The sequence below is a fragment of the Roseixanthobacter glucoisosaccharinicivorans genome (genome assembly GCF_043195095.2).
Lineage (GTDB): Bacteria > Pseudomonadota > Alphaproteobacteria > Rhizobiales > Xanthobacteraceae > NCEH01.
The window spans coordinates 180,339-206,745 of the sequence record NZ_CM195538.1 but is presented as its reverse complement, the minus strand read 5'-3'; the positions used below and the strand labels follow the sequence as shown (position 1 = coordinate 206,745).

The following is a 26,407-nucleotide window of genomic DNA, read 5'->3' as shown; positions in this document are numbered from 1 at the left end:
GGTCAGGCGCGCCCGGCGATGGCGTCGGCGAGCGCCACCGTGCGGCGCGCGATGTCGGCGTGCATGCGCTCCACCATGCGCCCGTCCAGCGTCACCACGCCCTTTCCGGCGTTCTCCGGCAAATCGAACACGCCGATGATGGCGCGGGCGCGAGCGACTTCCGCCTCCGGCGGGCTGAAGGCGGTGTTGCAGGGCTCGATCTGGGTGGGGTGGATCAGCGTCTTGCCGTCCATGCCCATCTCGAAGCCCTGGGCGCATTCGGCCAGGAAGCCGTCCATATCCTGAAACTGGTTCCACACCCCGTCCAGCACGTCGATGCCATAGGCATGGGCGGCGGCGACCGCCATCATCAGCCAGCCGTACATGGGCGCGCGGCCGGGCACGAGGGCGGCGCGGGTTTCCTTGGCGAGATCGTTGGTGCCGAGCACGAACACGTCGAGCCGGGTCAGCGGGTCGCGCGCGGCCTCGGCAATCTCCTTGAGGGCGAAGATGGCCAGCGGGGTCTCGATCATCGCCCACACGCGGGTCTCATCCGGCACGCCGAGCGCCTTCAGGCGTGCGCCCACGACCTGGAGCTGCTCGGGGTCCTGCACCTTGGGCAGCAGGATGGCATCGGGCGCGGCACCGGCGGCGGCGGTGAGATCGTCGGCGCCCCAGGGCGTATCGAGCCCGTTGACGCGGATCACCACCTCGCGATGGCCGAAGCCGCCAGCCTTCACACTGTCCACCACCCGCGCGCGGGCCTCCGCCTTGGCATCGGGGGCGACCGCGTCCTCAAGGTCCAGGATCACCGCATCGGCCGGCAGGGTGCGGGCCTTTTCCAGGGCGCGCGCGTTGGAACCGGGCATGTACAGCACGCTGCGGCGCGGACGGATGCTCATAGTGGCTCTCTCCCCCTCAGGAATTGTGCTCTGCAACCTAGCCGGGGATGCGGGCGCATGCCAACGTCAAAGCTGATCCTTCGCCGGCCCCGGATGACGATGCAGACCCAGCCGCCGCTTTCCCCGCCACAGCACTATGCCGGCTTCGACGGCTGCCCCGGCGGCTGGGTGCGCGCGATCTGGGACGGGCACGCGACGCTCGAATTGTCCCGGATCGGCCGGCTGGAGGAGAGCTTTTCCGGCGAACCGGCCTTCGCTTGCGCCGCCATCGACATTCCCATCGGCCTGCCGGAGCGGGTCGGGGCCGGCGGGCGCGCGCCGGAACGCCTCGTGCGGCCGCTTTTGGGGATGCGGCAGTCGAGCGTATTTTCCGTGCCCTCGCGGGCCGCGGTCGCCGCCGGCATCGGCGAAGGCGCGGGCGGCGGCCAGGGGGAAGGCGCGCTCTATGCCGCCGCCTGCACCGCCGCGCGTGCGACCTCGGACCCGCCGCGCGCGGTCTCCAAGCAATGCTTCCACATCTTCCCCAAGATCGCCGAAGCCGACCGCCTGCTGCGCGCACGGCCGGAGCTGCGGGCGCGGCTGGTGGAATGCCACCCGGAAGTGAGTTTCCAGGTCATGCAGGGCCATGCGCTCGCCGAGCCGAAGAAGGTGAAGAGCGCGCCCTATGCGCCGGGCCTCGCGCTGCGCATCGGTTTGCTCGCGGACGCCGGACTGCCGACCGAGGCGCTGACCGCCTCCACCGCGCGCATGCTGCGGGTGGGGCTTGACGATCTCATCGACGCCAGCGCCTGCGCCTGGACCGCATGGCGGGTGGCCCAAGGGACCGCGCTCAGCTTTCCCGATCCGCCGGACCATGACGCGTTCGGCCTGCCGATCGCGATCCGCGCCTGACCAAAGCTCCTCGCGCGGTGCAGAGCAGCCCTGCGGGCGGGGGCCGAAAGGTGCGACCATCGGGGAATACCTAGGTTTCCGAGCCCATGGCAAAGGTGTTTCTTGCCTCGTCCTCAGGATCAGCAGAAAGCCCGTCCATGCCGCACGACCGGATCCGCCTCGCCTCCCTGCTCGAAAAGGTGGTCTCGGCGGAAGAGGCCGCATCCCACATCAAGGACGGCATGATGGTGGGGATGAGCGGCTTCACCCGCGCCGGCGAAGCCAAGGCCGTGCCCATGGCGCTGGCGGAGCGGGCGAAGCGCGAGCCGTTCAAGATCACCCTCGTCACCGGTGCCTCGCTGGGCAACGATCTCGACAAGCAATTGGCCGAAGCCCACGTGCTCTCGCGCCGCATTCCGTTCCAGGCCGACCCGGCGCTGCGCAAGGCGATCAATTCCGGCGAGGTGATGTTCGTCGACCAGCATTTGTCCGAGACGGTGGAGCACCTGCGCACCCACCAGCTCGGCCCGATTGATGTCGCGGTGGTGGAGGCGGTGGCGATCACCGCCCAGGGCGGCATCATCCCCACCACCTCGGTCGGCAATTCGGCCACCTTCGCGATCCTGGCCGAAAAGGTCATCATCGAAATCAACCTCTCCCAGCCGATGGAGCTGGAGGGGTTGCACGACATCTATATCCCGACCCGCCGGCCGTTCCGCGAGCCCATTCCCGTGGTGTCGCCGGAAAGCCGGGTGGGCCTGCCCTTCATCGCCATTCCGCCGGAAAAGATCGTCGCCATCGTGGTAACGAAAAAGCTGGATTCCGCCTCCACCGTCCTGCCGCCGGACCCGGAGACCGCCGCCATCGCCGGCCATCTGATGGAATTCCTGAAGCACGAGGTGGCGCGCGGGCGGCTCACCAACCGGCTCCAGCCGTTGCAGGCCGGCATCGGCACGATCGCCAACGCGGTGATGCACGGCTTCATCGAGAGCCCGTTCCACGACCTCACCATGTATTCGGAGGTGCTGCAGGATTCCACCTTCGACCTGTTCGACGCCGGCAAGCTGAACTTCGCCTCCGGCTCCTCCATCACCTTGTCCAAGACGAAATACGATGCGGTGATGCCGCAGATCGCCCGCTACAAGCCGCGCCTGATCCTGCGGCCGCAGGAAATCTCCAACCATCCCGAGATCATCCGGCGGCTCGGCATCATCGCCATCAACACGGCGCTGGAGTTCGACCTCTACGGCAACATCAATTCCACCCATGTGGGCGGCACGATGATGATGAACGGCATCGGCGGCTCGGGGGATTTCGCGCGCAACGCCTATCTCTCGGTGTTCGTGACGAAATCCATCGCCAAGGCAGGCGCGCTCTCCTCCATCGTGCCGTTCGTGTCCCATGTTGACCATACCGAGCACGACGTGGACGTGGTGGTGACCGACATCGGCCTTGCCGATCTGCGCGAACTGGCGCCGCGCGAGCGGGCGCGGCTGATCATCGCCAATTGCGTGCACCCGCTCTATCGCGACCAGATCGCCGATTATTTCGAACGCGCACTCGCCCGCGGCGGGCATACCCCGCATCTCATCGAGGAGGCGCTCTCCTGGCACGTGCGGGCGCGCGAGACCGGCTCCATGCTGGCGGAGACCGCACGCAAGATCGCCTGAGCGCACGGCACCCCGAAACGAAAACGGCCCTCCGAGGAGGGCCGTTCGAGCGTTGCGTGTTTTAGAAACTGAGCCTCACGCCGCCTTGCGGCGCGAGGTGATCAGCTTGCGGTTGATGAGCACTTCGGCGATCTGCACCGCGTTCAGTGCCGCGCCCTTGCGCAGATTGTCGGAGACGCACCAGAAGGCGATGCCATTGTCCACGGTCGGGTCGTCGCGCAGGCGCGAGATATAGGTCGCGTCCTCGCCCGCCGCCTCGTGGGGGGTGGCATAGCCGCCCGGCTCGCGGGTATCGAGCAGCAGGATGCCCGGCGCATTGCGCAGGATCTTGCGCGCCTCCTCGGCGGAGAGCGGCTTCTCGAATTCCACGTTCACCGATTCGGAATGGGAGATGAACACCGGCACCCGCACGCAGGTGGCGGTGAGCTTGATCTTGGGATCGAGGATCTTCTTGGTCTCGACCACCATCTTCCATTCTTCCTTCGTGTACCCGTCCTCCATGAACACGTCGATCTGGGGGATCAGGTTGAAGGCGATGCGCTTCGGGAAGATCTTCGGCTCGACCGGATCGGAGACAAAGATCGCCCGGGTCTGGGCGAACAATTCGTCCATGGCGTCCTTGCCGGCGCCGGAGACGGATTGGTAGGTGGAAACCACCACGCGGGTGATCGTCGCGGCATCATGAAGCGGCTTCAGCGCCACCACCAATTGCGCGGTCGAGCAATTGGGATTGGCGATGATGTTCTTCTTCTTGAAGCCGACGATGGCGTCGGCATTCACTTCCGGAACGATCAGCGGCACGTCGGGATCGGTGCGCCATTGCGAGGAATTGTCGATGACGACACAGCCCGCGGCGCCGATCTTCGGCGAGAATTCCTTCGACACGGCTCCGCCCGCCGACATCAGGCAGATGTCGGTGTCGGAGAAGTCGTAGGTGGCGAGATCCTTCACTTTCAGGGTTTTGTCGCCGAACGAGACCTCGGTCCCCATGGACCGGCGCGACGCAAGCGCAACCACCTCGTCCGCGGGGAAGCCCCGCTCGTCGAGGATCGAAAGGATCTCCCGGCCCACATTGCCTGTGGCGCCGGCGACGGCGACCTTGTAACCCATGATCTTCCCTTGAAGTTGCCGGTCTCACATGCCGGAGGCCCGTGATTTAAGCTCTCGCGCGCCTTTGCGCAATGGAGAGGGCGTGAGGGGGCGGGGCGGCGCTCGGGCCGGGGTGTTGCCGGCGGGTCACGCGATCGCGTCCTCAGTAAAGGAACCGACCTCGACCGGCAGGGTTTCCTTGCTTACAATGCGTTCGTGCCGTAACCGGAATCGGAACGGCTCATGTGTCGTGCTGGAGGGTCCTATGCGTTTCGCGCCGCTTCTCACCATCGCCGCTGCGTTGACGTTCGCGTCCGTCGGCATGGCCGAGGCCCAGACCGCCTCGAGCACGACCACGACGACGACCACCAAGCAGACCACCACCAAGGTCTCGAAGCCCCGCACCAAGATCGTCATCACCAAGCGCTCGCCGCTGGATGCGGGCACGGTGGTGAAGCCGGGCTCCAAGTCGTATCTCGATTATGCCTTGCCGGCGGAATATAATTACCCGACCTATGGCGCGGGCCAGGCGAGCATTGTCCCCGGGCGCTATCCGCTGCCGGATCGCTTCTACCTGCCGGGCTATTGAGTTGCGGCGCGCCCGCCCGGCGGGCGCGTGCAGGATAAGAAAGAGCTTTCATGTTCAGCGTCATCCCGGGCTTCCGTCTGTCGCTCGGCATCACGCTCACCTATCTCGGCCTGATTGTCCTCCTGCCCATCGCCGCCTTGCTGCTGAAGGCGGGCGACGTGGGATTTTCGCGCTATATTGCAATCATGACCTCGCCGCGCACGCTGGCCTCGTTCCAAGTCACCTTCACCACCGCCGCCGCTGCCACCGCCTTCAACGCGGTCTATGGCCTCGCGCTTGCCTGGGTGCTGGTGCGCTATGAGTTTCCCGGCAAACGCTGGCTCGATGCCCTGGTGGACGTGCCGTTCGCCCTGCCGACGGCGGTCGCCGGCCTCGCGCTGACGGCCCTGTTCGCCAAGAACGGCTGGTTCGGCGCCCCGCTGGCGAATTGGGGCATACAGGTGGCCTATGCGCCGGCCGGCATCGCCTGCGCCATGGCTTTCACCAGCCTGCCCTTCGTGGTGCGCACCGTGCAGCCGGTGCTGGAAGACCTCGCCGCCGACGTGGAAGAGGCCGCGACCACGCTCGGCGCTTCCGACCTGCGGGTGTTCTGGACCGTGATTCTGCCGGCCATCTTCCCGGCCTTCCTCGCCGGCTGCTCGCTGGCGTTCGCGCGCTCGCTGGGCGAATTCGGTGCCGTGGTGTTCATCGCCGGCAACCAGCCGTTCCGCACCGAGATCGTGGCGCTGCTCGCCTTCATCCGGATCGAGGAATACGACTACCCGGCCGCCGCGGCCATCGCCGCCACCATGCTGGGCCTCGCCTTCCTGCTGCTGGTGAGCGTCAATCTCATCCAGGCGTGGCACCAGCGCCGCGCCATCCGGGAGGATTGAGCCGTGAGCGACAGCGCGTCCCCGCCACGCCGCCGGGTCGGCGACGGCCGCCTCACCCGCACCATCCTGGTCGCGCTGGTGATGGCGGTCACGGTGTTCGTGCTGCTGGCGCCGCTCGCCTCGATCTTCTCGGAAGCCTTCGGGCGCGGCTGGGCAACGTTCGCCGAAAGCCTGGTGCGGCCCGATACGCTGCACGCCATGGGGCTCACGCTGTTCGCGGCGCTGGTGTGCGTGCCGGTGAACGTGGCCTTCGGCATCGCCGCCGCCTGGACCGTGGCGAAATTCGCCTTCCCCGGCCGCGGCCTCCTGCTGGCGGTAATCGAATTGCCGTTTTCCATCTCGCCCATCGTGGCCGGCGTCGCCTATCTGTTCGTCTATGGCGCGCAGGGGCTGCTGGGGCCGTTTCTGCAGGCACATGACATCAAGATCATGTTCGCCATTCCCGCGATCATCCTCGCCAGCCTGTTCGTCACGGCGCCGTTCGTGGCGCGCGAGATCGTGCCGCTGATGATGGCCCAGGGCCGGGAAGAGGAAGAGGCGGCGGTGACGCTGGGCGCCTCGGGCTGGCGCATCCTGCGCACCGTGACGCTGCCGAACGTGCGCTTCGCGCTGCTGTATGGCGCCACCTTGTGCAATGCGCGGGTGATGGGCGAATTCGGCGCGGTGTCGATCGTGTCCGGCAATATCCGGGGCCAGACCTCCACCTTGCCGTTACAGATCGAGCTTCTCTACCAGGACAGCCAGGTGGCCGCCGCCTTCGCCGCCGCCACCGTGCTGGTGGGAGTTGCGCTGTTCACGCTGGTGGCGAAGCTGGTGATCGAGCGGCTGGATTCCGAGCGCGCCCGGCTTGAGGTGCCGCGCGGCGTCGGCCACTGAACAACCCATTCTCGGGCCGAACCATCCCGGCTCGGATTTGCGGAATGCGGCGGCCCCGCGAGGATCAGGCGTTGCGGATAGGCGCGGGCAGCGCCGGCGCGCCGGAGGCGGAGCGCGGGGGCTCGGGCGGCAGGATCTTGCGGGCGCGACGCGCTTCCTTGCGGAAACGACGCTGGCCGAGCCACGTCACCGCGCCGCCGATCACCACACCCGCGATCAAGGTCGCGAAAATCAGCGCGAACAGCGGCAGCGTCACGGCCAGGGTGGTGGAATCGGGGCTGAACGGATCCAGGGAGACCGTGACCATCTTGCGGTTGGCAACCGCCAGGGCGACCACCACGATGCACACCGGCAGGCCGATGAGAAGGGAAAGAAAGCGTCGCACGAACCGAATCATCCCTCGATATTGAGACGCTCGCGCATCTCCTTGCCGGTTTTGAAATAGGGGACGATCTTCTCGTCCACGTCCACCTGCTTGCCGGTGCGCGGGTTACGCCCGGTGCGGGCATCGCGCTTCTTGACGGAGAAGGCACCGAAGCCGCGCAATTCCACCCGGTCGCCGCGCGCGAGGGCGGAGACGATCTGCTCCAGGATGGCGTTGACGATGTTTTCCACGTCCCGCTGGTAAAGGTGCGGGTTCGCCTCGGCGATCTTCTGGACCAGCTCGGACTTAATCATGACCGCTCAGCTTCCTTCGGGACCTATCCATGGTCGCCCGCAACCCAAATCGGGCGCCGGCTCGTTCACGCGTCCCCAGGTTGCGGGCGCGGCGGATTTGGATATGGCGATCTGCCTGTGGCTTCACGACCCGATCTGAGGGTGCCAGAGGGCCAATAACCCGTCAAGCTGAGTGCGTTCCAGGGCACCCCGGGCGATCTGCGACACAAGCTGCGCCGCCTCTTGCAGACCCACCGCCGAGAGCAGCCAGGACGCGCTGCCGCGCAGCCATCCGAACTCGTCGCCCACGCCCTTGCTGGACCAGGTGCGGGTGCGCAGGCTTTCTGGAACCCCCTTCTCGCGGCTCAGCCAAGCGCGCGCGGTGCGTTCGTCGCCCAATTCATCCACCAATTGCAATTCCAGGCCCTGGTGGCCGGTGAACACCCGCCCGTCGGTGACAGCCGCGAGCTTGGCATCGGAGAGCGAGCGGCGTTCGGCCACCAGGCCCTTGAACCAATCATAGCTGTCCACCACCAGCGCGTTGATGGCGGCGCGCGCCTCCGGGCTGGTGGGCTCATAGCCGTTGGGCGCGGCCTTCAGGGGGGAGGATTTGATATCCTCCATCTTCACCCCGACGTTCTTCAGCAGATCCGTGACATTGGGGAATTGGAAGATCACGCCGATGGAGCCGACCAGGGCATTGCGCCGGGCGACGATATGGTCCGCCCCCATGGCGGCGATATAGGCGCCGGAGGCCGCCATGCCTTCGACCACCGCCACCACCGGCTTCTTCTCGGCGAGGCGGCGCAGGGCATCGAACAATTGCTCGGATCCGGTGACCGTGCCGCCGGGGCTGTCGATGGAGAGGATCACCGCCGAAGCGCGGGATTTCGCGACCCGGTCGATCAGCTCGACGCGGTCGCGGTCGTTGCGGATGATGCCGCCGATGATGATGCGCGCCACATGGGGCGAGGAGGCCAGATCGCTACGGCCGACCGCGTAATAGGTGGCGCCGCCGATGGCCAGAACCAGGGCCAGCACCGCCAGGGTCCGCCAGAACGTGAGCTTGTGCCGCAACCTGCGGCGATCGACGATCTGGTCCACGTCCAGCGACATCGCGCTTCTCCTGCCGCCCCCGGCCCCGTGAGTTAGCCCCCGGCCCCGTGAGTTAAGCGTGCGCGCGGCCTTTGGCAACCCGCCATTCGGTCGGCGAGACATCTCCTGCATCAGCAAGGTTTTCGGCCTCTTCCGGCGTCGGCCGCGCTGTGCCCAGGGATCTGTTCCATTTTGGCGGGGATCGCAGCTTAAGCGTGGCATGCGTCTGCAACCCTAGCTAAGCTTCTGCCTGCAGAAGCGCTTAATGGGGGCATAAACAAAATGTCTTTCACGCGTCGCAGTTTTCTTAAGGGCCTGGCCGCATGTCCGCTCTGCGCGCAGGCGGCCCTTGCCGATTCCACCGTCCACTGGACCTATGAAGGCCATGGCGGACCGAGCGAGTGGGGGCAGTTGGCGGGTGATTTCAAAACCTGCCAGGTCGGCTCCCAGCAATCGCCCATCGACCTCGACGCCAGCGTGGCGACCGAGCTGCATCCGGTGGTTCCCGACTGGAAGCCACAGATGTTCAAGGTCACCAATAACGGCCACACCATCCAGGCCGACGCCACCGCTGCGTCCAGCAGCGTCACCCTCGGCAAGACCTCGTACGAGCTCCGGCAGTTTCATTTCCATGCCCCGAGCGAGCACGCGCTCGGCGGCGAGCGCACCGCCATGGAAGCGCATTTCGTTCATGCCGCTCCCACCGGCGGCCTCGCGGTGATCGGCGTCTTCATGAAGGCGGGCAAGAAGAACGACGCCTTCGCGACCGTCATGGCAGCGGCACCCAAGACCGAGGGTGGGGCCCTGCTGAAGGATGCCATGGATATCAGCGCTTTCCTGCCGAGCACGCGGGCGCTGTATCGCTATGAAGGCTCGCTCACCACGCCGCCCTGCGCGGAAGTGGTGGATTGGAACGTCTTCGCCACGCCGATCGAAGTCGCTCAGGCCGACATCGACGCGTTCCGCGCGATCTTCCAGATGAATGCGCGTCCGCTCCAGGCGGTGAATCGCCGCTTCATCCTGCGGCTGAACTGATCCGCGGCCTGCCGGGCGCGGGCGAAGTGGCTGCCCGCTCATCCGTGCCAGCGGGGCAATTCCCCGATCCGGCGTCACCAATAAAAAAGGCCGGCGCGAAGCCGGCCTTTCTCTTTTCGTGGAGCGGGTGCCCGAAGGCGACCGATCACTCCTTGGCGTCGTCCGCGCGCTGGCGCAGGGCCGCGCCCAGGATGTCGCCCAGCGAGGCGCCGGAATCCTGCGACCCGTACTGGGCCACGGCTTCCTTCTCCTCGGCGATCTCCAGCGCCTTGACGGAGACCTGCACCTTGCGCGCCTTGCGGTCGAACAGGGTGACGCGGGCGTCCATCTTCTCGCCGACCGAGAAGCGCTCGGGGCGCTGGTCGTTGCGCTCGCGCGCCAGTTCGGAGCGCTTGATGAAGGCGGTCAGGTCGGTGCCGGTGAGCTTCACCTCGATGCCGCCGTCCTTCACGTCCGTGACTTCGCAGGTGACGATGGCGCCCTTCTTGACATCGCCGGCTTCGGCGAACGGATCGCCCGCGAGCTGCTTGATGCCGAGCGAGATGCGCTCCTTCTCGACGTCCACGTCGAGCACGATGGCCTTGACCACGTCGCCCTTGCGGAATTCGTCGATCACCTGCTCGCCGGGACGGTTCCAGTCGAGGTCGGAGAGATGGACCATGCCGTCCACATCGCCGTCGAGGCCGAGGAACAGGCCGAACTCGGTCTTGTTCTTGACTTCGCCTTCGACCACCGCGCCGGGGGCATACTTCTCGCCGAACGCTTCCCACGGATTCTGAAGCGTCTGCTTCAGGCCGAGCGAGATGCGGCGCTTGGCGGGATCCACCTCGAGCACCTGCACTTCGACTTCCTGCGAAGTGGAGACGATCTTGCCGGGGTGGACGTTCTTCTTCGTCCACGACATTTCGGAAACGTGGATCAGGCCTTCGATGCCCGGCTCCAGTTCCACGAACGCGCCGTAGTCGGTGATGTTGGTGACGCGACCCTTGAAGCGGGCGTCCACCGGATACTTGGCCTCGATGCCCTCCCACGGATCGCCGAGGAGCTGCTTCATGCCGAGCGAGATGCGGTGGGTCTCGTGATTGATCTTGATGATCTTCACCTTCACCGTCTGGCCGATGTTCAGCACTTCGGTGGGGTGGTTCACGCGGCGCCACGCGATGTCGGTGACGTGCAGCAGGCCGTCGATGCCGCCGAGGTCAACGAACGCGCCGTAGTCGGTGATGTTCTTCACCACGCCGTCGATGGCCTGACCCTCTTCGAGGTTCTGGACCAGTTCGTGGCGCTGCTCGGCGCGGGTCTCTTCCAGCACGGTGCGGCGGGACACGACGATATTGCCGCGGCGGCGATCCATCTTGAGGATCTGGAACGGCTGCTGGTTGTGCATCAGCGGGCCGACGTCGCGGATCGGGCGGATATCGACCTGCGAGCGGGGCAGGAAGGCCACGGCGCCGTCGAGATCGACGGTGAAGCCGCCCTTGACCTGGTTGAAGATCACGCCCGTGACCTTCTCATTGGCCGTGAAGGCCTTTTCGAGCTTGACCCAGCTCTCTTCGCGGCGCGCCTTGTCGCGCGAGAGAACGGCTTCGCCCATGGCGTTCTCGACCCGCTCGAGATACACCTCAACCTCATCGCCCACGGCGATGGGGACATCCCGGCCGGGGCCGGCGAATTCACGAAGGGCAACGCGGCCTTCCGTCTTCAGGCCGATATCGATGATCGCCAGATCCTTCTCGATGGCGACCACAATGCCCTTGACGACGGCGCCTTCCTGCAAATCGGCGCGGCCGAAGCTCTCGTCGAGCAACGAGGCAAAATCTTCACGCGTGGTTTCTGCGAACGACATCTAGTCTCCGAACTGTCTCGCGCCGGCGTCTTTGATATGGACGCCCGTATCGTGCGGATGGTCCGGGAGACACCCGAACCGCCACCGGCAAAGCCGATGGGCCGGCGCAAAGGCCGCTCGATACGAAGCAGGTTGAGGTGTGCAAGGTCAGGCACCGAGCGAAAGCCAAGGCGGGCTGCCTCCGACATTTCGAGGGCAGCGTATCCCGCGCCCCCGGCCCGCCCGAACGGCCCTCGCATGAAGGTCACTGTCTCGGACGCGGCTTACCTAGTGCAGAAACGCCCATTTTGCAAGGCTTCCTTGGGCGTTCGGCCACAATCGCGCCGAATTCATGCGTGTTGCGGCGCAAGGTCGGCCCTTGGCGCGCGCTCAATCGGCGACGATCTTTACCTTGTCGCCGTAACGCAGCTTGGCGTCCTTATCGAGCCCGTTGAGGATCAGGAAGCGTTCCAGGGGCCGGTCGGGCACCTGCATGCGCGCCGCCATCTTGTCCACATTATCGCCAAGGCCGACCGACACCACGCGGATGCGCAGCGGCTTCACGGTCTCCGCCTCGTCGGTCGCCACGCGGCGGAAGGTGTCGGCGGCGTCACGGAACTGCTTGTCCAGCTCGGGCGTCAGGTTCCGCGCCGCGAAGATCAGGCGATACACGTCCGAGCCGAAGCGGATGGCGAACATGCGGAACGACCATTGCTCGCCACGCGCGATCGCGGTCGCCGCCATGAAGCCGTTGACCGTGAGCGTCTCCACCGAATTGATCTCCACCCCTTCGATCCAGCCCGAGGAGAGATATTGGCCGAGCGACTGGTCGCCGTTCACCCGCACCGCGTCGAGGCGCAGCGCCTCCGAGCCGGACGCGGTGGCGCCGAGCACCGCCTGGGAGGTGTTCTCCAGCGAGAAACCTTCCGGCGCCACGAAGGTGAAGCCGAGCTTGGGATGGAAGAACTTGCGCCCGCGCACGAAGCCTTCCTTCGGGTCGTCGCCATAGACCATGCCGTCGATGGCGCCGAGATAGGCGGCCTTGTCGCGCTCGCCGGGGCTGGCGCCCGATGCACCGCTGCCATTGGGGGTGGCATATTGCCGGGCATTGGCGTTGGCGATCGAAATGCGCTCGGGCGTCGCGGGATGGGTGGAGAGGAAGTCCATCTCCGGCGTGGTGCCGGAAGACAGGCCGCCAAGCCCGCCGCCGGCGCTGCGCAGGCTGGCCTGCTTGCCCATGTCGGTGAGGAAGCGCGAGGCGCCGAACGGATCGAAGCCCGCGCGGGCCGAGATGCCCACCCCGATGGCGTCTGCCTCCAGCTCCTGGCCGCGCGAGAAGCTGGCCAGCGACATGCGACTCTTGGCCATGGCGAGGGCGCCGAGATCGGGATCGTTCACCACGTCGGAGATGACGCGGCTGACCAGCACCGCCTGCTTGGTCTGATCCTCGCGGATCGAAGCGTGGCGCGCGATGACATGGGCCATCTCATGCGACAGAACCGACGACAGTTCGGACGTATCGTTGGCGAGCGCCAGCAGGCCGCGCGTCACGTAGAGCGAGCCGTCCGGCAAGGCGAAGGCATTGATGGCGGGGGAATTCAGCACAGTGACGCGATAGCGCAGGTCCGGCCGCTCGGACGCCGCAACCAGGCGTTCCACCACCTGCTGGATCAGCGCCTTCAGCTCCGGGTCGTCATAGGCGCCGCCATAGCTCGCGACCAGACGCTCGTGCTCGCGCTTCTGGGCGGGGGTCATCTCCGGCAGCTGGCTGCGGGCGCCGCCCTCGGCGACCGGCGAACTGAACCGATCCACATCAACGCCGGCGCAGGCGGTCAACAGAAGGGAGAGGCCGAGGGCAAGCAGGATCGCGCGCAGCACGCGCGCCCCGGGGATGACCCCGGCTTCCTCCGGCCTCGGCCCGCGAACCCCTCTCACCGCACCTGCTCCTCAATCTCCAGCGCAGCCGCCGTCCGCAGGGCGAGCATGGGCCCGCCCTCTTGGTTAACCACCCCGCGCACGTCCACAAAAGTGCCGGGCAAAATGGCGGGAGCGAGGCCGGGACGCGACATTCTGGCAGCGCGGGATGCCGGAAGCGTGGCCGTCACATCCTCCCGCCAGCGGGGGCCGAAATTGAGATACAGCAAGCCCCGCGCCTCGTTGGCGGCCCGCACCCGTCCGCCCACCACGGTGAACAGCCCGACATGGTCGGCGACGGCGGCGATATTGGCGGCATCGAGGCGCGCGGCGGGCGATGCCCACAGGCCGACACCGGTCGCCCTCGCCTCGTGCTCGGCCGCCCGCAAGTCGTCCGCGCACGCCGGCACAGCCACCGGATCGGCATAAGCCGCGCCGGCGGCGAGGAGCGCCCGGGACAGGGGAACCGCGCCTTGCGGCGTAAGAAGCAGGGCATCGGCGATCTGGCGGCCGTGGCGGTCCCGTTCCCCCGGCGCCAGTTGAAGCGTCCGGCCAAGGAGCACGGCGCGGGTGGCAGCCTCCGCCAGCGCGGGAATTTCAGCCTCGGGATTGAGGCGCGTGGGCAGCACCACGCCCCTCGGGACCAGCATCTCTCCGCCCGAAAGCACCAGCGCGCCGTCGCGCACGCCCGTCACCACCTGCCAGGTGGTCTGCCCGCCTTCATCTGCGGAACTAGCGCCCCCGACCTGCGAGCGGCCCGCGGCCGGCGCAGCATCGGCGCTTTCCAGCGCCGGAGGGGTCATGGCCTTGAGCTTCGGGCAGCCGTCAGCATGGGCGGACGCTGCGCTGAGCACCACCAGGATTGCCGCCAGAACCGACCGCTGCGATCCGTATCTCAGGGCTTGTGATCCTCGATCTGATTTGGAACCGTTCCAATAGACGCGTTTAAGTGTACCCTCCCGTGCCGGATGCTCCAAGCGGAGCAGCACCCACAAGGCTTCACCCTTTCTTACCGAGCGTTTCCCCGCCGGCGGCGGCCCCCGCTGGATTTTGGCCGGGGAAGGTGGTTCCCTTCGCTACATATTGGGTCCGCGGATTCGCTGCATGCTCCGGCATGCGCAGCCAAAGGGGCGGGAAAGCGTGTCGGAACGTGCAAAGCGGATGGCCGAGGGGCTCTTCAAACGGCCCGGCTTCTTGATCCGGCGGCTGCATCAGATCTATGTCGCGATCTATCTTCAGGAATGCGAGCGGTTCGGCACCACGCCGGTTCAATCGAGCGTGATGCAGGTGCTGCTGATCCAGCCCGGACTCGACCAGGCCACGCTCGCGGCGGAGATCGGGGTGGACCGCACCACCACCTCGAACGTGCTCGCCCGGCTGGAGAAGCGCGGTCTTATCAAGCGCGAGGCGACCGAGGACGACCGGCGCATCCGCCGCGCCTTCCTGACCGAGCAGGGGGAAATCATGGTCGGCGAGATGCAGGCCGCGCTCGAAAAGGCGCACAGCCGCCTGATCGCGCCGCTGCCGCTGGAAGAGCGGACGCAGTTCATCCGCCAGCTGACATTGCTGGTGGAATCCAACAATGATGAGGGCCGCGCGCTTCTGCGCACTTTGTAGGCAGCTTTCGCCTAAAAAATCGCATTGACGCGCTCCGAGTTCGTCAGCACACTGATGAAATACCGATGACGAAGGGCGACATGTCGCGCTCAAGTCGTCAGCCTACTGACTATCGAGAACGGCGCGCGACGCCGCGACGTCGTGTTTCGATCGGGCGCCCGCCTCAAGAGAACGAAGCCGCATTCCATCCGTGGGCCGCTGAAATCGAAGACATCGCGCAAAGGCCCGAGCCCGCGTCGGCACGTCGATAAGAAAACGAATATTCCGCCAAGAAAGGGTTGTTCTGTGCAGAGCTTGGATATTTTGGACAAGCAGGGCCTTCGCGGCTTCCTGAACATGGTGGAACGTCAATTCCCGGATGAAATCCTGCGGATCAAGGACCGTGTGGATCTCGACCTTGAATCGACGGCGGTGGTGTTCGAGCTTGAGCGGGCGGGTCGCAGCCCGGTGGTGGTGTTCGAGGATTTGGGCGGCAAGGGCATGCCTTGCGTCACGAATATTGCCGCGAACCGCAAGCTGCTTGCCGCTTGCCTCGGCGTTTCGGCCTCTGAACTGCCGATGGCGTTCCGCGAGCGGTGCCAGAATTATCTCCCCTGCGAGATTGTCGATAACGCCCCCTGGAACGAAGTGGTGATCGAGGGCGACGACATCGACCTCACCAAGCTTCCGATTCCCCTGCAATTCTCGGTGGATGCGGCGCCCTATATCACGGCGGGCCAGCTCACGGCGCGCGATCCCAAGACCGGGATCGACACCACCGGCTTCCACCGCCTGATGCTGCGCGGCAAGAACCGGCTCGGCGTTTCCCTGCATTCACGCCGGCGCATGTATGAATTTCATCGCCGCGCGGAAGAAATGGGACAGAATCTCCCGGTCGCCATCACGATCGGCATTCACCCGCTGCACTATATGGGCTCGATGACCTACGCCTATCCGCCCCATGTGCGGAAGTTCGAGATCATCGGCGGCCTGTTCGGCGAGCCGTATCGTCTTGCGAAGTGCGGCGTCGGCGACCTCGATGTGCCGGCCGGCGCGGAGATGATCATCGAAGGCGAGATCCTCGCCAATGTTCACGAGCCGGAAGGGCCGTTCGGCGAGTTCACCGGCTATGCCTCCTATCGCTCGACGCAGAACGTCTTCGTCGCGCACCGCATTCGCATGCGTCGCGATGCGATGTTCCATAGCGTGACCTCCGGCATGGCGAAGGACCACATCCTGATTTCCTGCGTCACGCGGGAAGGCGAGATCCTCAACGCCCTCAAGCGCAACCTGCCGAACGTGCAGGCGGTGCATGTGCCGCATTCCACCTGCGGCGCCTTCCTCGCGATCATTTCTATGAAGAAGACCGCGGAGGGCGAGGCGCAGATGGCCATCATGGCGACCCTCGGCACGGAACTCTACACGAAGTACGTTATCGTGGTGGATGACGACGTCGATATCTTCGACATGAATGATGTCTTCTGGGCCATTGCCACCCGTGTGCGGGCCGAGAAGGATATTTTCTTCATTCCCGGCGCCAAGGGGGCGATCCTGGATCCCAGTTCCGATCCGGAGAATTTCACCCTGACCAAGATGGGCATCGACGCGACCCGCCCATCCGGCCGCGATTTTGCAGAGCGACTCGTGATTTCGGAGGCCGACCGGGCCCGGGCCCGCGCCATTCTGGAAGGTGCCGGGGTGAAGATCGAGGGCTAGGCGTGCGGGCGCGGCAATCGAGGGTCGAAGTCGGATGAGCTTTATTGAAATCAGGAACGTCGATCTCAGGTACGGGTCTTCGGCCTCGGGAACCCTGGCGGTTTCCGGTGCCAGCCTCGATATCGAACTCGGCGAATTCGTTGCCCTGGTGGGGCCGAGCGGGTGTGGCAAGTCCACCTTGCTCAAGTTGATCGCGGGGCTCGTGAAGCCGAGCGCGGGGCAGGTGCGCGTCTCCGGGCGCGAGGTCACCGAGCCGCTCAAGACCGTCGGCATGGCATTTCAGAACGCCACCCTGCTGCCATGGCGGACCATCCGCGACAACATCATGTTGCCGTTGGAGATCGTCGAGCCCCATCGCCGCACGCTGAAGCAGGATCGCGAAAAGAACCGCGCCAAGGTGGATGCCCTGCTGGAAAAGGTAGGGCTTACGGGGTTCGCGGATCGCATGCCCTGGCAGCTTTCCGGCGGCATGCAGCAGCGCGCCCAATTGTGCCGCGCGCTGATCCATGAGCCCTCGATCCTGCTGCTGGACGAGCCGTTCGCGGCGCTCGATACGTTCACGCGCGAAGACCTTTGGTCGGTGCTCCAGGATCTGTGGCTGTTCCGCAAATGCACCATCGTGCTGGTCACGCACGAATTGCGCGAGGCGGTCTACCTGGCGCAGACGGTGCACGTGATGTCCTCGCGTCCGGGGCGGCTGATCAAGAACCGGAGCGTGGAGATCGCGCGGCCCCGCACGCTCGAAACCACGTTCGAACCGGGGTTCGTGGATATCGTCCACGGGCTGCGCCAGGCCATCAGCGAGGGGAAAACCCCATGAGCTCCAAGACCCTCGAACGGATCGCCCCGTGGGTGACGACCCTCGTCCTGGTGTTGCTCTGGTGGCTGGTGATCGTGGTGTTCGACGTGAAGGCCTATATCCTTCCGACGCCGGGCGAAACGATCCAAGCGCTCTACCAGTATCGCTATCCGCTCATGACCAACGGGTTGTCGACCCTCACGACCACGGTGATCGGCTTTGGCATCGCGGTGGTATTCGGGCTCGCGCTCGGGATCGTGGTCGGCTCCTCGCGCCTCGCCTATTGCGCGGTCTATCCCGTGATCGTCGCCTTCAACAGCGTGCCCAAGGCGGCCCTGGTGCCGATCCTGGTGATCTGGTTCGGGCTCGGCTTCGTCCCGGCGGTGATCACCGCCTTCATGCTGTCGTTCTTCCCGGTGGTGGCGAATGTGGCGCTCGCCTTCTCCACCATCGAACCGGAACTGACCGAGTTGATGCGCTCGCTCGGCGGATCGCGGCGGGACATGATCGTGAAGATCGGCATTCCCCGCGCCCTGCCCTATTTCTTCGCCTCGCTGAAGATCGCCATCACCTTGTCCTTCGTCGGCTCGGTGATCGCGGAAATCATTGGCGGCAATACGGGAATTGGCAATGTGATGCTGGTGGCCAGCTCCAATTTCAACATGCCGCTGGTGTTCGCTGCGCTGGTGGTGGTGGGCGGCCTCGGCATCGGCATGTATGCCCTGTTCGATGTGTGGGAGCGGCGCTTCACCTCCTGGTCGGTGCGCGACGTCGCCTCCACAACCCCGGGCGGCGGCTGAGGCGATGCGCATGTCCGATCAATCCCTCAAGGCGTTCGCGCTGGATCTGTACGGCCGCGCGGGTGTCGCCCCGGCGTGCCTGAGATTGCAGGAGAAAACGGCGCTGAACGTGAACCTGCTGCTGTTCGCGGCCTGGTTCGGCGCCTGCCTGCGGCGGGAGCTTTCCCCGCAGACCGCCGCCGCGGCGCAGGAGCGGGTGGAGGCGTGGCATCGCGAGATCGTGCTGCCGCTGCGTGCGGTGCGCCGCCGCCTGAAGACCGGGCCTCACCCGGCGCCCACCGCGCAGACGGGAGCGCTGCGCGGCACCGTTCAGGGCGTCGAGATCGGGGCCGAACTCATTGAACTTGAAGAGCTTGAGGCCTTCGCCCACACCCTCGACACCGGCCCCTCGCCCGCCGCGCCGGAGCCCCTGGCCCGGGCGGCGATGCTGGAGGTGGTCGCGCTCACGGCCGGTCGCGGTGCGGATGGGCCGGAACGCACGGACATCGCCCTCATTCTGTCCGCCTGCTTCGCGCCCCAGGACCCCAATCCGGTAACGCCCTCCGCCCCGCACAGCCTCTCAAGCGAGACCCTTTGATGCGCCGCCTGATCATTGCCCTGACCGGGGCTTCCGGTGCCATCTATGGGGTGCGCGCGCTCCAGATTCTGCGCCAGATCGCGGATGTGGAAACCCACCTCATCCTCACGCCCTCTGGCATGCGCACCCTGCTGGCGGAGACCGACACCTCGGTGGAGGAGGTGAAGGCGCTCGCCGACCATGTGCACAATCCCAAGGACATCGGCGCGAACCTCTCCTCCGGCTCGTTCGTCACCGACGGCATGCTGGTCGCGCCCTGCTCCATCAAGACCTTGAGCGGCATCGCCAATTGCTTCAACGAGGAACTGGTGGTGCGCGCCGCCGACGTGTGCCTTAAGGAGCGGCGGCGGGTGGTGCTGCTGCTGCGCGAAACCCCGCTCCATGCCGGCCATATCGACCTGATGGCGCAGGCGACGCGCAACGGCGCCATCATCATGCCCCCCGTCCCGGCCTTCTATCACCGGCCGACATCGGTGGATGACATCGTGAACCAGACGGTTTCGCGCGCCCTGGATCTGTTCGGCATCGCTTCGCCCCTGGCCAAGCGCTGGAACGGCAAGGACGTGGATTAGCAGGTCCGAAATTCCACGGCCGCCGCCCAGTGCCTGCAGAAATGTTTCACGTGAAACAATGGCTTAGCGCAGACGAACAGGGGTTTCGTGGCGCGTCTCCGCGGTGGTTCGGCGTTTGAAGGTGCCAATTCGCCCGGATTCGGCACCTATTCGGGAAACCGACCGCGCGGCGGCACGCGCGTCCTAGACGGCGCCCATGGCGGCGGAGAAGGTGCGGGGGGTGGGCGGCAGCAGCACGATGGCGACGTCCACGTCGTCGCCCACCTTGGCGAATTCCGCTCGCACCGAATTGGACAGCTCGGCCACCGCGTCGCGCGCCTGCGCCACCGTCCAGGCCGGGTCGAAGCCGAGATGCAGCTCCACCATCATCTTGCCGCCGTGGGAGCGGGTGCGGATGTCGCCGAGTTCCTCGAAATCGTCGAAATGGGAGGTCAGCGCCTTCAGGATGCGCAGTTGCCCGGCCTCGCCGATCGCCTGGTCGAGCAGGGAGCCGAGCGAATTCGTCAGCATCTCGAAGATGTTGTAGAGCATAAAGGCGATCACGACGAAGGATGCCGCAGGGTCCAGATAGGCCACCCAGGCGATTTCATCGAACACCGAGGTGATCACGGTGACGATGAACACCGAGCCGCTGGAGCAGGCCGAGACCAGGTGCACCCGCGCCTGGGCCGCCAGCACCGGAGACTTGCTCTCCCGCGCCTGCCGTGCGGCCTTCCGGTTGAGATAACCGTTGCCCACCACCGCAACCAAAGTGACGGCAAGGCCGAGGCCGGCGCCGCTCACCGGCTCGGGATGCAGAACGCCCATGATGGCGCGCGAGCTGGCGATGATCACCAAGATCACCTGGAGCACCGCGATCATCAGTTCGGCGAGGTTTTCCAGCTTGCCGAGGCCGTAGGCATAGCGCCCGGCGTTCCCCTTGTGGGCAATCCGCAGCACCAGCCAGCACGCGGTCAGCGAGGTGAGGTCGAAGGAGGTCGCCAGCAGATCCGTGAGCACCGCCGCCGAATTGGTCATGGTTGCGGCGAGCACATAGAAGGGGAACAGACAGGCCACGAAAATCATGGCCTGGAACGACAGATTCTGGCTGCTGGATCCCGACACGCAACGCCCCCCTTCGCTGGCCTGGGCGCATGAGGACCGCCGACAGGCGAGCCGTCAAGCACCAAGGCGGCCCAGCGCGCCTTGTCGCCAAAAATTCACGCCCGAAAGTGCCGGCGCAGGCGCGGTTCGCGCGTCCGGGGCGTTGCGCTGCAAACCCGCGCTGGGCAACATAGGGCGCTGTTTGCCAGGGGGCCCCATGTCCAAGACCAATTCGGGCAATTTCTTCGAGGATTTTTCCATCGGCCAGATCATCCGCCACGCGACGCCGCGGACGGTGAGCGTGGGCGATGTCAGCCTCTACAGTGCCCTCTACGGCTCGCGCTTCGCCGTGCAATCGGGCGACAGCTTCGCCCAGGGGCTCGGCTATCCCCGCGCGCCGGTGGACGATCTGCTGGTGTTCCACATCGTGTTCGGCAAGACCGTGCCGGACATCTCGCTGAATGCTGTGGCCAATCTCGGCTATGCGGGCGGGCGGTTCCTGGCCCCGGTCTATCCCGGCGATACCCTGCATGCGGTTTCCGAGGTGATCGGGCTGCGGGAGAATTCCAACGGGCAGAGCGGCGTGGTCTATGTGCGCTCCACCGGCTTCAACCAGGACGGCGTCGAGGTGCTGGACTATGTGCGCTGGGTGATGGTGCGCAAGCGCGATCCGCGCGCCCAGGCGCAGGAGACGCTGATTCCCGTGCTGCCCGCCGCCCTCGCGCCCGACGCGCTGGGCGATGCCGTGCCGCCGCTGGATCTGGAAGGCTGGCGCGACGACCTTTCCGGCTCGCCCTACCGCTTCTCCGACTATGAGATCGGCGAGCGCATCGACCATGTGGACGGCTCCACCGTGGAGGAGGCCGAGCACATGATCGCGACCCGCCTCTACCAGAACACAGCGAAAGTGCATTTCAACCAGTTCACCGAGGGCCAGGGCCGCTTCGGCCGCCGCCTGATCTATGGCGGGCATGTCATCTCGATCGCCCGCGCCCTGTCCTTCAACGGGCTCGCCAATGCCTTCCATGTGGCCGCGATCAATGGCGGGCGCCACGTCTCGCCTTTGTTCGCGGGCCTGACCGTGTTCGCCTGGAGCGAGATTCTCGACACGGCGGAAGTCTCAGGCCGCGACGACGTGGGCGCGCTGCGCGTGCGCACCATCGCCACCAAGGACAATCCCTGCACCGACTTCCCGCTGAAGGACGGGGAGGATTACGACGCGAGCGTCATCCTCGACCTGGACTATTGGGTGCTCATCCCCCGCTAACACATCGACAGACATCGCGCGGCCGGAGCCCCACGCCGGGTGGCCCTGCCCGGCAGGTGGTGTTGCTCCGGCGGGTCTTGCCGCGGCGGGTCTTGCCGCGGCGGGTCTTGCCCGGGCGGTCCTGCCGGGGCTGGGCCTGCGCGGGAGGTTTGCCCGTGATGTTCTTGCGCGTGTGGGTCCTGCGCAAACCTGCCCGCCGAGGCCGCCCGGGACTCGGCCCAATGCTCTCCCAGGCGCGCCGCCGGGCGCATCCCCCTCGCCCACCTTCCCCAAGGGCCGCAGGCCGGCCCGGCCCCGTTTTGCCCCTGCGCGGCTGCGGCGCAATGCCGCCGATCGCGCAATTGTGTGCCCGCAGGCGCCCGATTGCCTCCCTCAAGGGAACCGTGTGCAACGCACCACGCCTTCGCGTGCGCCGCAGCTAAATCCATGCGCTGGGCCGCCATTCCCCGACGAGACGGGTAAGTCACAGAGCTGTCGTCTGTTTTCCGGTGCCCTTAGGGCAATTCCTTACCGCCCCCGCACGACGCGCCCTACCCCCGCCCCCATACGCGCGGCCGCAAATGCTGCTGTGCGAAAGGTTCGCGCGCCTCGGTGCCGCTGGGGAAGACCCTAGGACATGCCGCAACGTGCGGACCTAAGGTAAACTATTGATCTGAATACACATTTCGTAACGGCACGACTTGCAAGACGCCGCATCGTCTGCTGTGCTCCGGCTTCTGCGTATCTGGCATGCCAAATACCGACGCCAAGGGAAGCCGTCATCGGCAGGGCCGCACGTCGGACAGGATCAAGCGATGACCGCGCGGCGCGCGGGTGAATTCCAAACCCCAGAGTGCGGGCGGACGGGTCCCTAAGGCCACCCAGAATGGCCGCCCAAGAGGAAACGAACGAGGATAGCCATGGTTCAAGCCGAACAATCCAAAGTCGGGGCACAGCGCTGGTTTCAGCTCGCCTGCGGTGTGATCTGCATGGCGATGATCGCCAATCTGCAATACGGGTGGACGCTGTTCGTCGACCCGATCGAGGCCCAGCATCATTGGGGCCGCCCCGCGATCCAGACCGCCTTCACCATCTTCGTGCTCACCGAGACCTGGCTGGTGCCGGTCGAGGCCTGGTTCGTGGATCGCTACGGCCCGCGCCTCGTGGTGGCCTTCGGCGGCATCATGATCGCCGGCGCCTGGGTGATGAATTCCTATGCCAGCTCCCTGCTGATGCTCTACACCGGCGCGGTCATGGCCGGCATCGGCGCCGGCTCGGTGTACGGCACCTGCGTCGGCAATGCGCTGAAGTGGTTTCCGCACAATCGCGGCCTCGCGGCCGGCATCACCGCCGCCGGCTTCGGCGCGGGCGCGGCGATCACCGTCACGCCGATCGCCCACATGATCCAGTCCAGCGGCTATCAGGCCGCCTTCTTCTATTTCGGCATCGGCCAGGGCGCCATCGTGCTGGCGCTGTCGTTCCTGCTGCGCCATCCGCACGGCTCCATGGGCCCCGCCCCGAAGAAGAGCCGCGTGGTTCAGAGCGCGGTGGAATACACCCCGCGCGAGACCCTCGGCCGCCCGATCTTCTGGCTGCTCTACGCCATGTTCGTGATGGTCGCGGCCGGCGGCCTGATGGCGGCGGCGCAAATCGGCCCCATCGCCCACGACTTCAAGGTCGCGGACGTGCCGGTGAGCCTGTTCGGCATCACCATGGCGGCGCTGACCTTCGCCATCTCGCTCGACCGCATCCTGGATGGCTTCGGGCGTCCGTTCTTCGGCTGGGTGTCGGACCGCATCGGCCGCGAGAACACCATGTTCATCGCCTTCACGATCGCCGCCGGCTCGCTGTTGATGCTGGTCTATAACGGCCACAATCCGTATGTGTTCGTGATCTTCTCGGCGCTGTTCTTCGGCGTGTTCGGCGAAATCTACTCGCTGTTCCCCGCCACCTGCGGCGACACCTTCGGCTCCAAGTATGCCTCCACCAACGCGGGCATGCTCTACACCGCCAAGGGCACCGCCGCGCTCATGGTGCCGGCCGCCAGCATCGTCGCGGCCGCCTATGGCTGGTCGATGGTGTTCGCCATCTCGGTGGGCCTGAACCTCACCGCGGCGTTCCTGGCCATGTTCATCCTCAAGCCCTGGCGCGCGCGCATCTTCGCTCGCACCGCGACGAAGGTGGATGCGGCGCCCAAGGCCTTCGGCACCGAGCGCACCGCGCCCTGACGCAATCGGGGACCGGCGTGCCCGGTCCCCCCTTTCTACGCGACCGGCCGGGCCGGTCCCCGCATCTGAAAGGCCGGCGCATGCCGGCCTTTTTCATGTCCGCAGATTTCATGTCCGCAGACGCTCCGGATTATTGGCCCGGCCCGGCGGGCGGCTTTCCGGCTTGAGAATTGCGCGCCGGAGCGGGCATCGGCAGGGGAATGTTGCGCCCGCTGCCGGCCGCCGGCACGGCACGCGCCGGAGCGGCGGGCGCAGGCACCAGCCCTCCGGGAGCCGCGCCGGCAACCGGAGGCGACGGGGGCGGTGGCGCGAGGGAGAAGCGGGAAAAGAAGGCCCAGATCTCCGTGCCGGAATCCATGTCCTGGCTGCGCAGGCCGAGAAACGGCTGGGCCAGTTCGCCCGTTGTCTCCACCCGTGCCGGAGGCTGGTGGCCGCCGTGCTCCACCCGGTAAAGCGCCACCTCGGCATTGTCGCGGCACCCCTCCCAGCGGCGCACCGAGATGCGGGTGCCGTCGAACGGCGCGAGGTCCGGCAATTGCGTGACCTGCGCGTCGCCGCACCCATTGGCCTTGGCGAACAGAGCCGCGCTGTCCGGCGCCGAGAGCGTGGCGCCGAGCGGCGTCCAGAAGCCGTCCCAGGCGATCACCGGATCGGCGGTGCCGTGGATGAACATGATGGGCACGGGCCGCGCCGGCCGGCAGCTCTCGCGCACATTGGCGGGCGCGGTGGCCATGATCACCGCATAGGCGGCGAAGGTCTCCGCATGCTCGCAGGCCATGCGCTCCACCATGAAGCCGCCGTTGGAGATGCCCACCAGATAGATGCGGTTGGGATCGGCGATGCCTTCCGCCACCAGGGATTGCGCCAGCATCAGCAGGAAGGGCACGTCCTCGCCGGGGCGTAGCGCCGCCTTCAGGCGCATGGCCGCCGGCCGCGAATCATCCCACACCCGGCCGAGGCCCTGCGGATAGGCCACCACCAGGCCCTCCCGCGCGGCGGTGGGCTCCAAGCCGAAATAGCCCTTGAAACTCTGGGAGGTCTGCGCCGCCCCATGCAGCGCGATGATGGTTGGGCGCGGCCCGGAAACGCCCGCCGGCTGCGACAGCAGATAGGTGCGCGCCTCATCGCCCACCTGCATGGTACGCTCCCGCACGGCGTTCTGCGCCACTGCGGGCAGGCCCCACACAACCAGAAGCACCACGCCCCAGACCGGGGCGCGGAGCCGGTTCCGGAACTGGCCCCGGAGCCGACACGGGACTCGGTTCGACATTCGATTTGAAACCCGGCCAACACCCGAAAGCCGCCACAGCGCCGCGAAACCACACCGCATTCGTTCATTCCCTGCCGCCCGCGCGCCGGCCTCGCCTCGCGCGCGACGCGGCTTCACCATGCCGTGCCCCGCCCCCTTAGACACCGAAGGACCGCACGGCTCCAGGCGTCGGCGCGAATTTTTCCCGGTCGGCGTCCGCAACGACGGCATGAGGTAAAATTAAACCTCCATTAACTGTGGCTTAAAAGTCACGGAAACATGGCGACGCTGGTCGCCCACGCGGATTTTTGATCTGGCTCAAATCCGCCGACCGCCTGGAGGGTCAACGCTCTGCGCACGGATTCTCAACAGGGGCTGTGACGATGGGTATGGGGAATTGGGGCCGCGCGGCCCTTACAGGTCTGGCGGCTCTGGTCGTCACCACGGGCGCCAATGCGGCGGACCTTTATACGCCGGTGAAGGCGCCGGTGGCTCCGGTGGTCGAGCAGAGCCCCTGGATGATCCGCCTGCGGGCGCTTGCCGTGCTGCCGAACGACAGCGGCCACGTGAACAATGTTCCCTTCTCCGACCTGTCCTATTCGAACTCGGTCGTGCCGGAACTGGACATCAGCTATTTCTTCACGAAGAACATCGCGGCCGAACTCGTCCTGGGCGTGACCCCGCACAACATCTACGGCCAGGGCTCGCTGAACGGCACCAATGTGGGCCGCGTGTGGCTGCTGCCGCCGACCCTGATGCTGCAATATCATTTTACCGATTTCGGCCCGTTCAAGCCCTATGTGGGCGCGGGCATCAACTACACCATGTTCTTCAACCAGGACGCCAAGGACGTGGCCTCGCTGGACGTGAAGAACACCCTCGGCTGGGCGGTCCAGGCCGGCTTCGACTATATGATCGACAAGCATTGGGGCTTGAACATCGACGTGAAGAAGCTGTTCCTCGAGCCTGACTTCACCATCACCACCGCTCCCGGCGCCCTGCCCCTCACCGGCACCGCCAATCTCAATCCCTGGCTGATCGGCGCGGGCGTAACCTACCGCTTCTGACGACCGTGCCGCCGGCCGCGTCCGTCGGCCGGGGCGTACAGCCAGGAACCTGAGCGCGGGATTCGTCCCGCGCTTTTTTTATGCCCCGCCGGTTTATGCCC

General features: G+C 66.2%; 25 protein-coding genes. 15 read left to right on the top strand and 10 right to left on the bottom strand.

Annotated elements, in window-relative coordinates:
• Positions 1 to 2 precede the first annotated feature (2 nt).
• A complete protein-coding gene (locus V5F78_RS00880) occupies positions 3 to 881 on the bottom strand; it encodes an HpcH/HpaI aldolase/citrate lyase family protein (protein ID WP_394068595.1) in 879 nt (292 codons plus the stop codon).
• A gap of 57 nt (positions 882 to 938) precedes the next feature.
• Here V5F78_RS00880 and V5F78_RS00875 point away from each other — a divergent pair, with 57 nt between their 5' ends.
• A complete protein-coding gene (locus V5F78_RS00875; RefSeq protein WP_394068593.1) occupies positions 939 to 1,772 on the top strand; it encodes a DUF429 domain-containing protein in 834 nt (277 codons plus the stop codon).
• A 137-nt stretch (positions 1,773 to 1,909) separates the two neighbouring features.
• A complete protein-coding gene (scpC, locus tag V5F78_RS00870; RefSeq protein WP_394068591.1) occupies positions 1,910 to 3,421 on the top strand; it encodes a succinyl-CoA:acetate CoA-transferase ScpC in 1,512 nt (503 codons plus the stop codon).
• Positions 3,422 to 3,496: 75 nt separating this feature from the next.
• Here the strand turns inward: scpC and V5F78_RS00865 are convergent, their stop codons facing one another.
• Positions 3,497 to 4,531, bottom strand: coding sequence for an aspartate-semialdehyde dehydrogenase (locus V5F78_RS00865; RefSeq protein WP_394068589.1), 1,035 nt, complete (start codon positions 4,529 to 4,531; stop codon positions 3,497 to 3,499).
• Between the two features lie 244 nt (positions 4,532 to 4,775).
• Between V5F78_RS00865 and V5F78_RS00860 the strand changes: the two genes are divergently transcribed.
• From V5F78_RS00860 to cysW, 3 genes are read left to right on the top strand one after another with little or no spacing between them, the layout of a single operon-like run.
• The gene (locus tag V5F78_RS00860; protein ID WP_394068587.1) at positions 4,776 to 5,099 is read left to right on the top strand and encodes a hypothetical protein; all 324 of its coding nucleotides are present in this window, start codon (positions 4,776 to 4,778) and stop codon (positions 5,097 to 5,099) included.
• Between the two features lie 50 nt (positions 5,100 to 5,149).
• Positions 5,150 to 5,971, top strand: coding sequence for a sulfate ABC transporter permease subunit CysT (cysT, locus tag V5F78_RS00855; protein ID WP_394068585.1), 822 nt, complete (start codon positions 5,150 to 5,152; stop codon positions 5,969 to 5,971).
• Positions 5,972 to 5,974: 3 nt separating this feature from the next.
• A complete protein-coding gene (gene cysW, locus V5F78_RS00850; protein ID WP_394068583.1) occupies positions 5,975 to 6,847 on the top strand; it encodes a sulfate ABC transporter permease subunit CysW in 873 nt (290 codons plus the stop codon).
• Positions 6,848 to 6,911: 64 nt separating this feature from the next.
• On the opposite strand, the gene V5F78_RS00845 is transcribed toward cysW, so the two are convergent.
• From V5F78_RS00845 to sppA, 3 genes are all read right to left on the bottom strand, one after another.
• On the bottom strand, positions 6,912 to 7,232 hold the full coding sequence (locus V5F78_RS00845; protein ID WP_394068581.1) for a lipopolysaccharide assembly protein LapA domain-containing protein: 321 nt from the start codon (positions 7,230 to 7,232) through the stop codon (positions 6,912 to 6,914).
• A gap of 8 nt (positions 7,233 to 7,240) precedes the next feature.
• A complete protein-coding gene (gene ihfB / locus V5F78_RS00840) occupies positions 7,241 to 7,525 on the bottom strand; it encodes an integration host factor subunit beta (protein WP_348846829.1) in 285 nt (94 codons plus the stop codon).
• A 123-nt stretch (positions 7,526 to 7,648) separates the two neighbouring features.
• Positions 7,649 to 8,620, bottom strand: a complete 972-nt coding sequence (sppA, locus tag V5F78_RS00835) for a signal peptide peptidase SppA (protein ID WP_394068579.1) — start codon at positions 8,618 to 8,620, stop codon at positions 7,649 to 7,651.
• Between the two features lie 261 nt (positions 8,621 to 8,881).
• Between sppA and V5F78_RS00830 the strand changes: the two genes are divergently transcribed.
• Positions 8,882 to 9,634 (top strand): carbonic anhydrase, encoded by a 753-nt coding sequence (locus V5F78_RS00830; protein ID WP_394068577.1) that lies wholly within the window; start codon positions 8,882 to 8,884, stop codon positions 9,632 to 9,634.
• A gap of 145 nt (positions 9,635 to 9,779) precedes the next feature.
• Here V5F78_RS00830 and rpsA read toward each other — a convergent pair whose 3' ends face one another.
• From rpsA to V5F78_RS00815, 3 genes are all read right to left on the bottom strand, one after another.
• Positions 9,780 to 11,480 carry a 30S ribosomal protein S1 gene (rpsA, locus tag V5F78_RS00825; RefSeq protein WP_394068575.1) on the bottom strand — a complete coding sequence of 567 codons (1,701 nt, stop codon included), beginning with the start codon at positions 11,478 to 11,480 and terminating at the stop codon, positions 9,780 to 9,782.
• Between the two features lie 369 nt (positions 11,481 to 11,849).
• A complete protein-coding gene (locus tag V5F78_RS00820) occupies positions 11,850 to 13,337 on the bottom strand; it encodes a M48 family metalloprotease (RefSeq protein WP_394069065.1) in 1,488 nt (495 codons plus the stop codon).
• A 53-nt stretch (positions 13,338 to 13,390) separates the two neighbouring features.
• Positions 13,391 to 14,176 (bottom strand): thermonuclease family protein, encoded by a 786-nt coding sequence (locus V5F78_RS00815; RefSeq protein ID WP_509276461.1) that lies wholly within the window; start codon positions 14,174 to 14,176, stop codon positions 13,391 to 13,393.
• A 337-nt stretch (positions 14,177 to 14,513) separates the two neighbouring features.
• Here V5F78_RS00815 and V5F78_RS00810 point away from each other — a divergent pair, with 337 nt between their 5' ends.
• The 6 genes from V5F78_RS00810 (at position 14,514) to V5F78_RS00785 (ending at position 19,433) form a co-directional block, all read left to right on the top strand.
• Positions 14,514 to 14,990, top strand: coding sequence for a MarR family winged helix-turn-helix transcriptional regulator (locus tag V5F78_RS00810; RefSeq protein ID WP_394068571.1), 477 nt, complete (start codon positions 14,514 to 14,516; stop codon positions 14,988 to 14,990).
• Between the two features lie 285 nt (positions 14,991 to 15,275).
• Positions 15,276 to 16,685, top strand: coding sequence for a UbiD family decarboxylase (locus V5F78_RS00805; protein WP_394068569.1), 1,410 nt, complete (start codon positions 15,276 to 15,278; stop codon positions 16,683 to 16,685).
• Positions 16,686 to 16,719: 34 nt separating this feature from the next.
• Positions 16,720 to 17,505: an ABC transporter ATP-binding protein gene (locus tag V5F78_RS00800; protein ID WP_394068567.1), complete on the top strand. Its 786-nt coding sequence runs from the start codon at positions 16,720 to 16,722 to the stop codon at positions 17,503 to 17,505.
• Positions 17,502 to 18,284 carry an ABC transporter permease gene (locus V5F78_RS00795; protein WP_394068565.1) on the top strand — a complete coding sequence of 261 codons (783 nt, stop codon included), beginning with the start codon at positions 17,502 to 17,504 and terminating at the stop codon, positions 18,282 to 18,284. Before V5F78_RS00800 ends, V5F78_RS00795 begins: the two co-directional genes overlap by 4 nt.
• Positions 18,285 to 18,294: 10 nt before the next feature.
• A complete protein-coding gene (locus tag V5F78_RS00790; protein ID WP_394068563.1) occupies positions 18,295 to 18,861 on the top strand; it encodes a TIGR02444 family protein in 567 nt (188 codons plus the stop codon).
• Positions 18,861 to 19,433 (top strand): UbiX family flavin prenyltransferase, encoded by a 573-nt coding sequence (locus tag V5F78_RS00785; protein ID WP_394068561.1) that lies wholly within the window; start codon positions 18,861 to 18,863, stop codon positions 19,431 to 19,433. The genes V5F78_RS00790 and V5F78_RS00785 overlap by 1 nt, the downstream gene beginning before the upstream one ends.
• Before the next feature lie 183 nt (positions 19,434 to 19,616).
• Here the strand turns inward: V5F78_RS00785 and V5F78_RS00780 are convergent, their stop codons facing one another.
• A complete protein-coding gene (locus V5F78_RS00780) occupies positions 19,617 to 20,537 on the bottom strand; it encodes a cation diffusion facilitator family transporter (protein WP_394068559.1) in 921 nt (306 codons plus the stop codon).
• 196 nt (positions 20,538 to 20,733) lie between these two features.
• Between V5F78_RS00780 and V5F78_RS00775 the strand changes: the two genes are divergently transcribed.
• Positions 20,734 to 21,783: a MaoC family dehydratase gene (locus tag V5F78_RS00775; RefSeq protein WP_394068557.1), complete on the top strand. Its 1,050-nt coding sequence runs from the start codon at positions 20,734 to 20,736 to the stop codon at positions 21,781 to 21,783.
• Positions 21,784 to 22,682: 899 nt separating this feature from the next.
• On the top strand, positions 22,683 to 23,990 hold the full coding sequence (gene oxlT, locus V5F78_RS00770) for an oxalate/formate MFS antiporter (protein ID WP_394068556.1): 1,308 nt from the start codon (positions 22,683 to 22,685) through the stop codon (positions 23,988 to 23,990).
• 130 nt (positions 23,991 to 24,120) lie between these two features.
• Here the strand turns inward: oxlT and V5F78_RS00765 are convergent, their stop codons facing one another.
• On the bottom strand, positions 24,121 to 25,191 hold the full coding sequence (locus tag V5F78_RS00765) for a CE1 family esterase (protein ID WP_394068554.1): 1,071 nt from the start codon (positions 25,189 to 25,191) through the stop codon (positions 24,121 to 24,123).
• A gap of 431 nt (positions 25,192 to 25,622) precedes the next feature.
• Between V5F78_RS00765 and V5F78_RS00760 the strand changes: the two genes are divergently transcribed.
• Positions 25,623 to 26,306, top strand: a complete 684-nt coding sequence (locus tag V5F78_RS00760; protein ID WP_394068552.1) for an OmpW/AlkL family protein — start codon at positions 25,623 to 25,625, stop codon at positions 26,304 to 26,306.
• The last annotated feature ends 101 nt before the right edge of the window (positions 26,307 to 26,407 follow it).

What these genes read in the sequence shown, in the direction of transcription:
- rpsA (WP_394068575.1), bottom strand. Translation starts at nt 11,480, where the DNA reads ATGTCGTTCGCAGAAACCACGCGTGAAGATTTTGCCTCGTTGCTCGAC.
- V5F78_RS00865 (WP_394068589.1), bottom strand. Translation starts at nt 4,531, where the DNA reads ATGGGTTACAAGGTCGCCGTCGCCGGCGCCACAGGCAATGTGGGCCGG.
- cysT (WP_394068585.1), top strand. Translation starts at nt 5,150, where the DNA reads ATGTTCAGCGTCATCCCGGGCTTCCGTCTGTCGCTCGGCATCACGCTC.
- oxlT (WP_394068556.1), top strand. Translation starts at nt 22,683, where the DNA reads ATGGTTCAAGCCGAACAATCCAAAGTCGGGGCACAGCGCTGGTTTCAG.
- V5F78_RS00775 (WP_394068557.1), top strand. Translation starts at nt 20,734, where the DNA reads ATGTCCAAGACCAATTCGGGCAATTTCTTCGAGGATTTTTCCATCGGC.
- V5F78_RS00860 (WP_394068587.1), top strand. Translation starts at nt 4,776, where the DNA reads ATGCGTTTCGCGCCGCTTCTCACCATCGCCGCTGCGTTGACGTTCGCG.
- scpC (WP_394068591.1), top strand. Translation starts at nt 1,910, where the DNA reads ATGCCGCACGACCGGATCCGCCTCGCCTCCCTGCTCGAAAAGGTGGTC.
- sppA (WP_394068579.1), bottom strand. Translation starts at nt 8,620, where the DNA reads ATGTCGCTGGACGTGGACCAGATCGTCGATCGCCGCAGGTTGCGGCAC.
- V5F78_RS00830 (WP_394068577.1), top strand. Translation starts at nt 8,882, where the DNA reads ATGTCTTTCACGCGTCGCAGTTTTCTTAAGGGCCTGGCCGCATGTCCG.
- V5F78_RS00785 (WP_394068561.1), top strand. Translation starts at nt 18,861, where the DNA reads ATGCGCCGCCTGATCATTGCCCTGACCGGGGCTTCCGGTGCCATCTAT.
- V5F78_RS00795 (WP_394068565.1), top strand. Translation starts at nt 17,502, where the DNA reads ATGAGCTCCAAGACCCTCGAACGGATCGCCCCGTGGGTGACGACCCTC.
- ihfB (WP_348846829.1), bottom strand. Translation starts at nt 7,525, where the DNA reads ATGATTAAGTCCGAGCTGGTCCAGAAGATCGCCGAGGCGAACCCGCAC.
- V5F78_RS00790 (WP_394068563.1), top strand. Translation starts at nt 18,295, where the DNA reads ATGTCCGATCAATCCCTCAAGGCGTTCGCGCTGGATCTGTACGGCCGC.
- V5F78_RS00815 (WP_509276461.1), bottom strand. Translation starts at nt 14,176, where the DNA reads ATGACCCCTCCGGCGCTGGAAAGCGCCGATGCTGCGCCGGCCGCGGGC.
- V5F78_RS00800 (WP_394068567.1), top strand. Translation starts at nt 16,720, where the DNA reads ATGAGCTTTATTGAAATCAGGAACGTCGATCTCAGGTACGGGTCTTCG.
- V5F78_RS00760 (WP_394068552.1), top strand. Translation starts at nt 25,623, where the DNA reads ATGGGTATGGGGAATTGGGGCCGCGCGGCCCTTACAGGTCTGGCGGCT.
- V5F78_RS00880 (WP_394068595.1), bottom strand. Translation starts at nt 881, where the DNA reads ATGAGCATCCGTCCGCGCCGCAGCGTGCTGTACATGCCCGGTTCCAAC.
- V5F78_RS00875 (WP_394068593.1), top strand. Translation starts at nt 939, where the DNA reads ATGCCAACGTCAAAGCTGATCCTTCGCCGGCCCCGGATGACGATGCAG.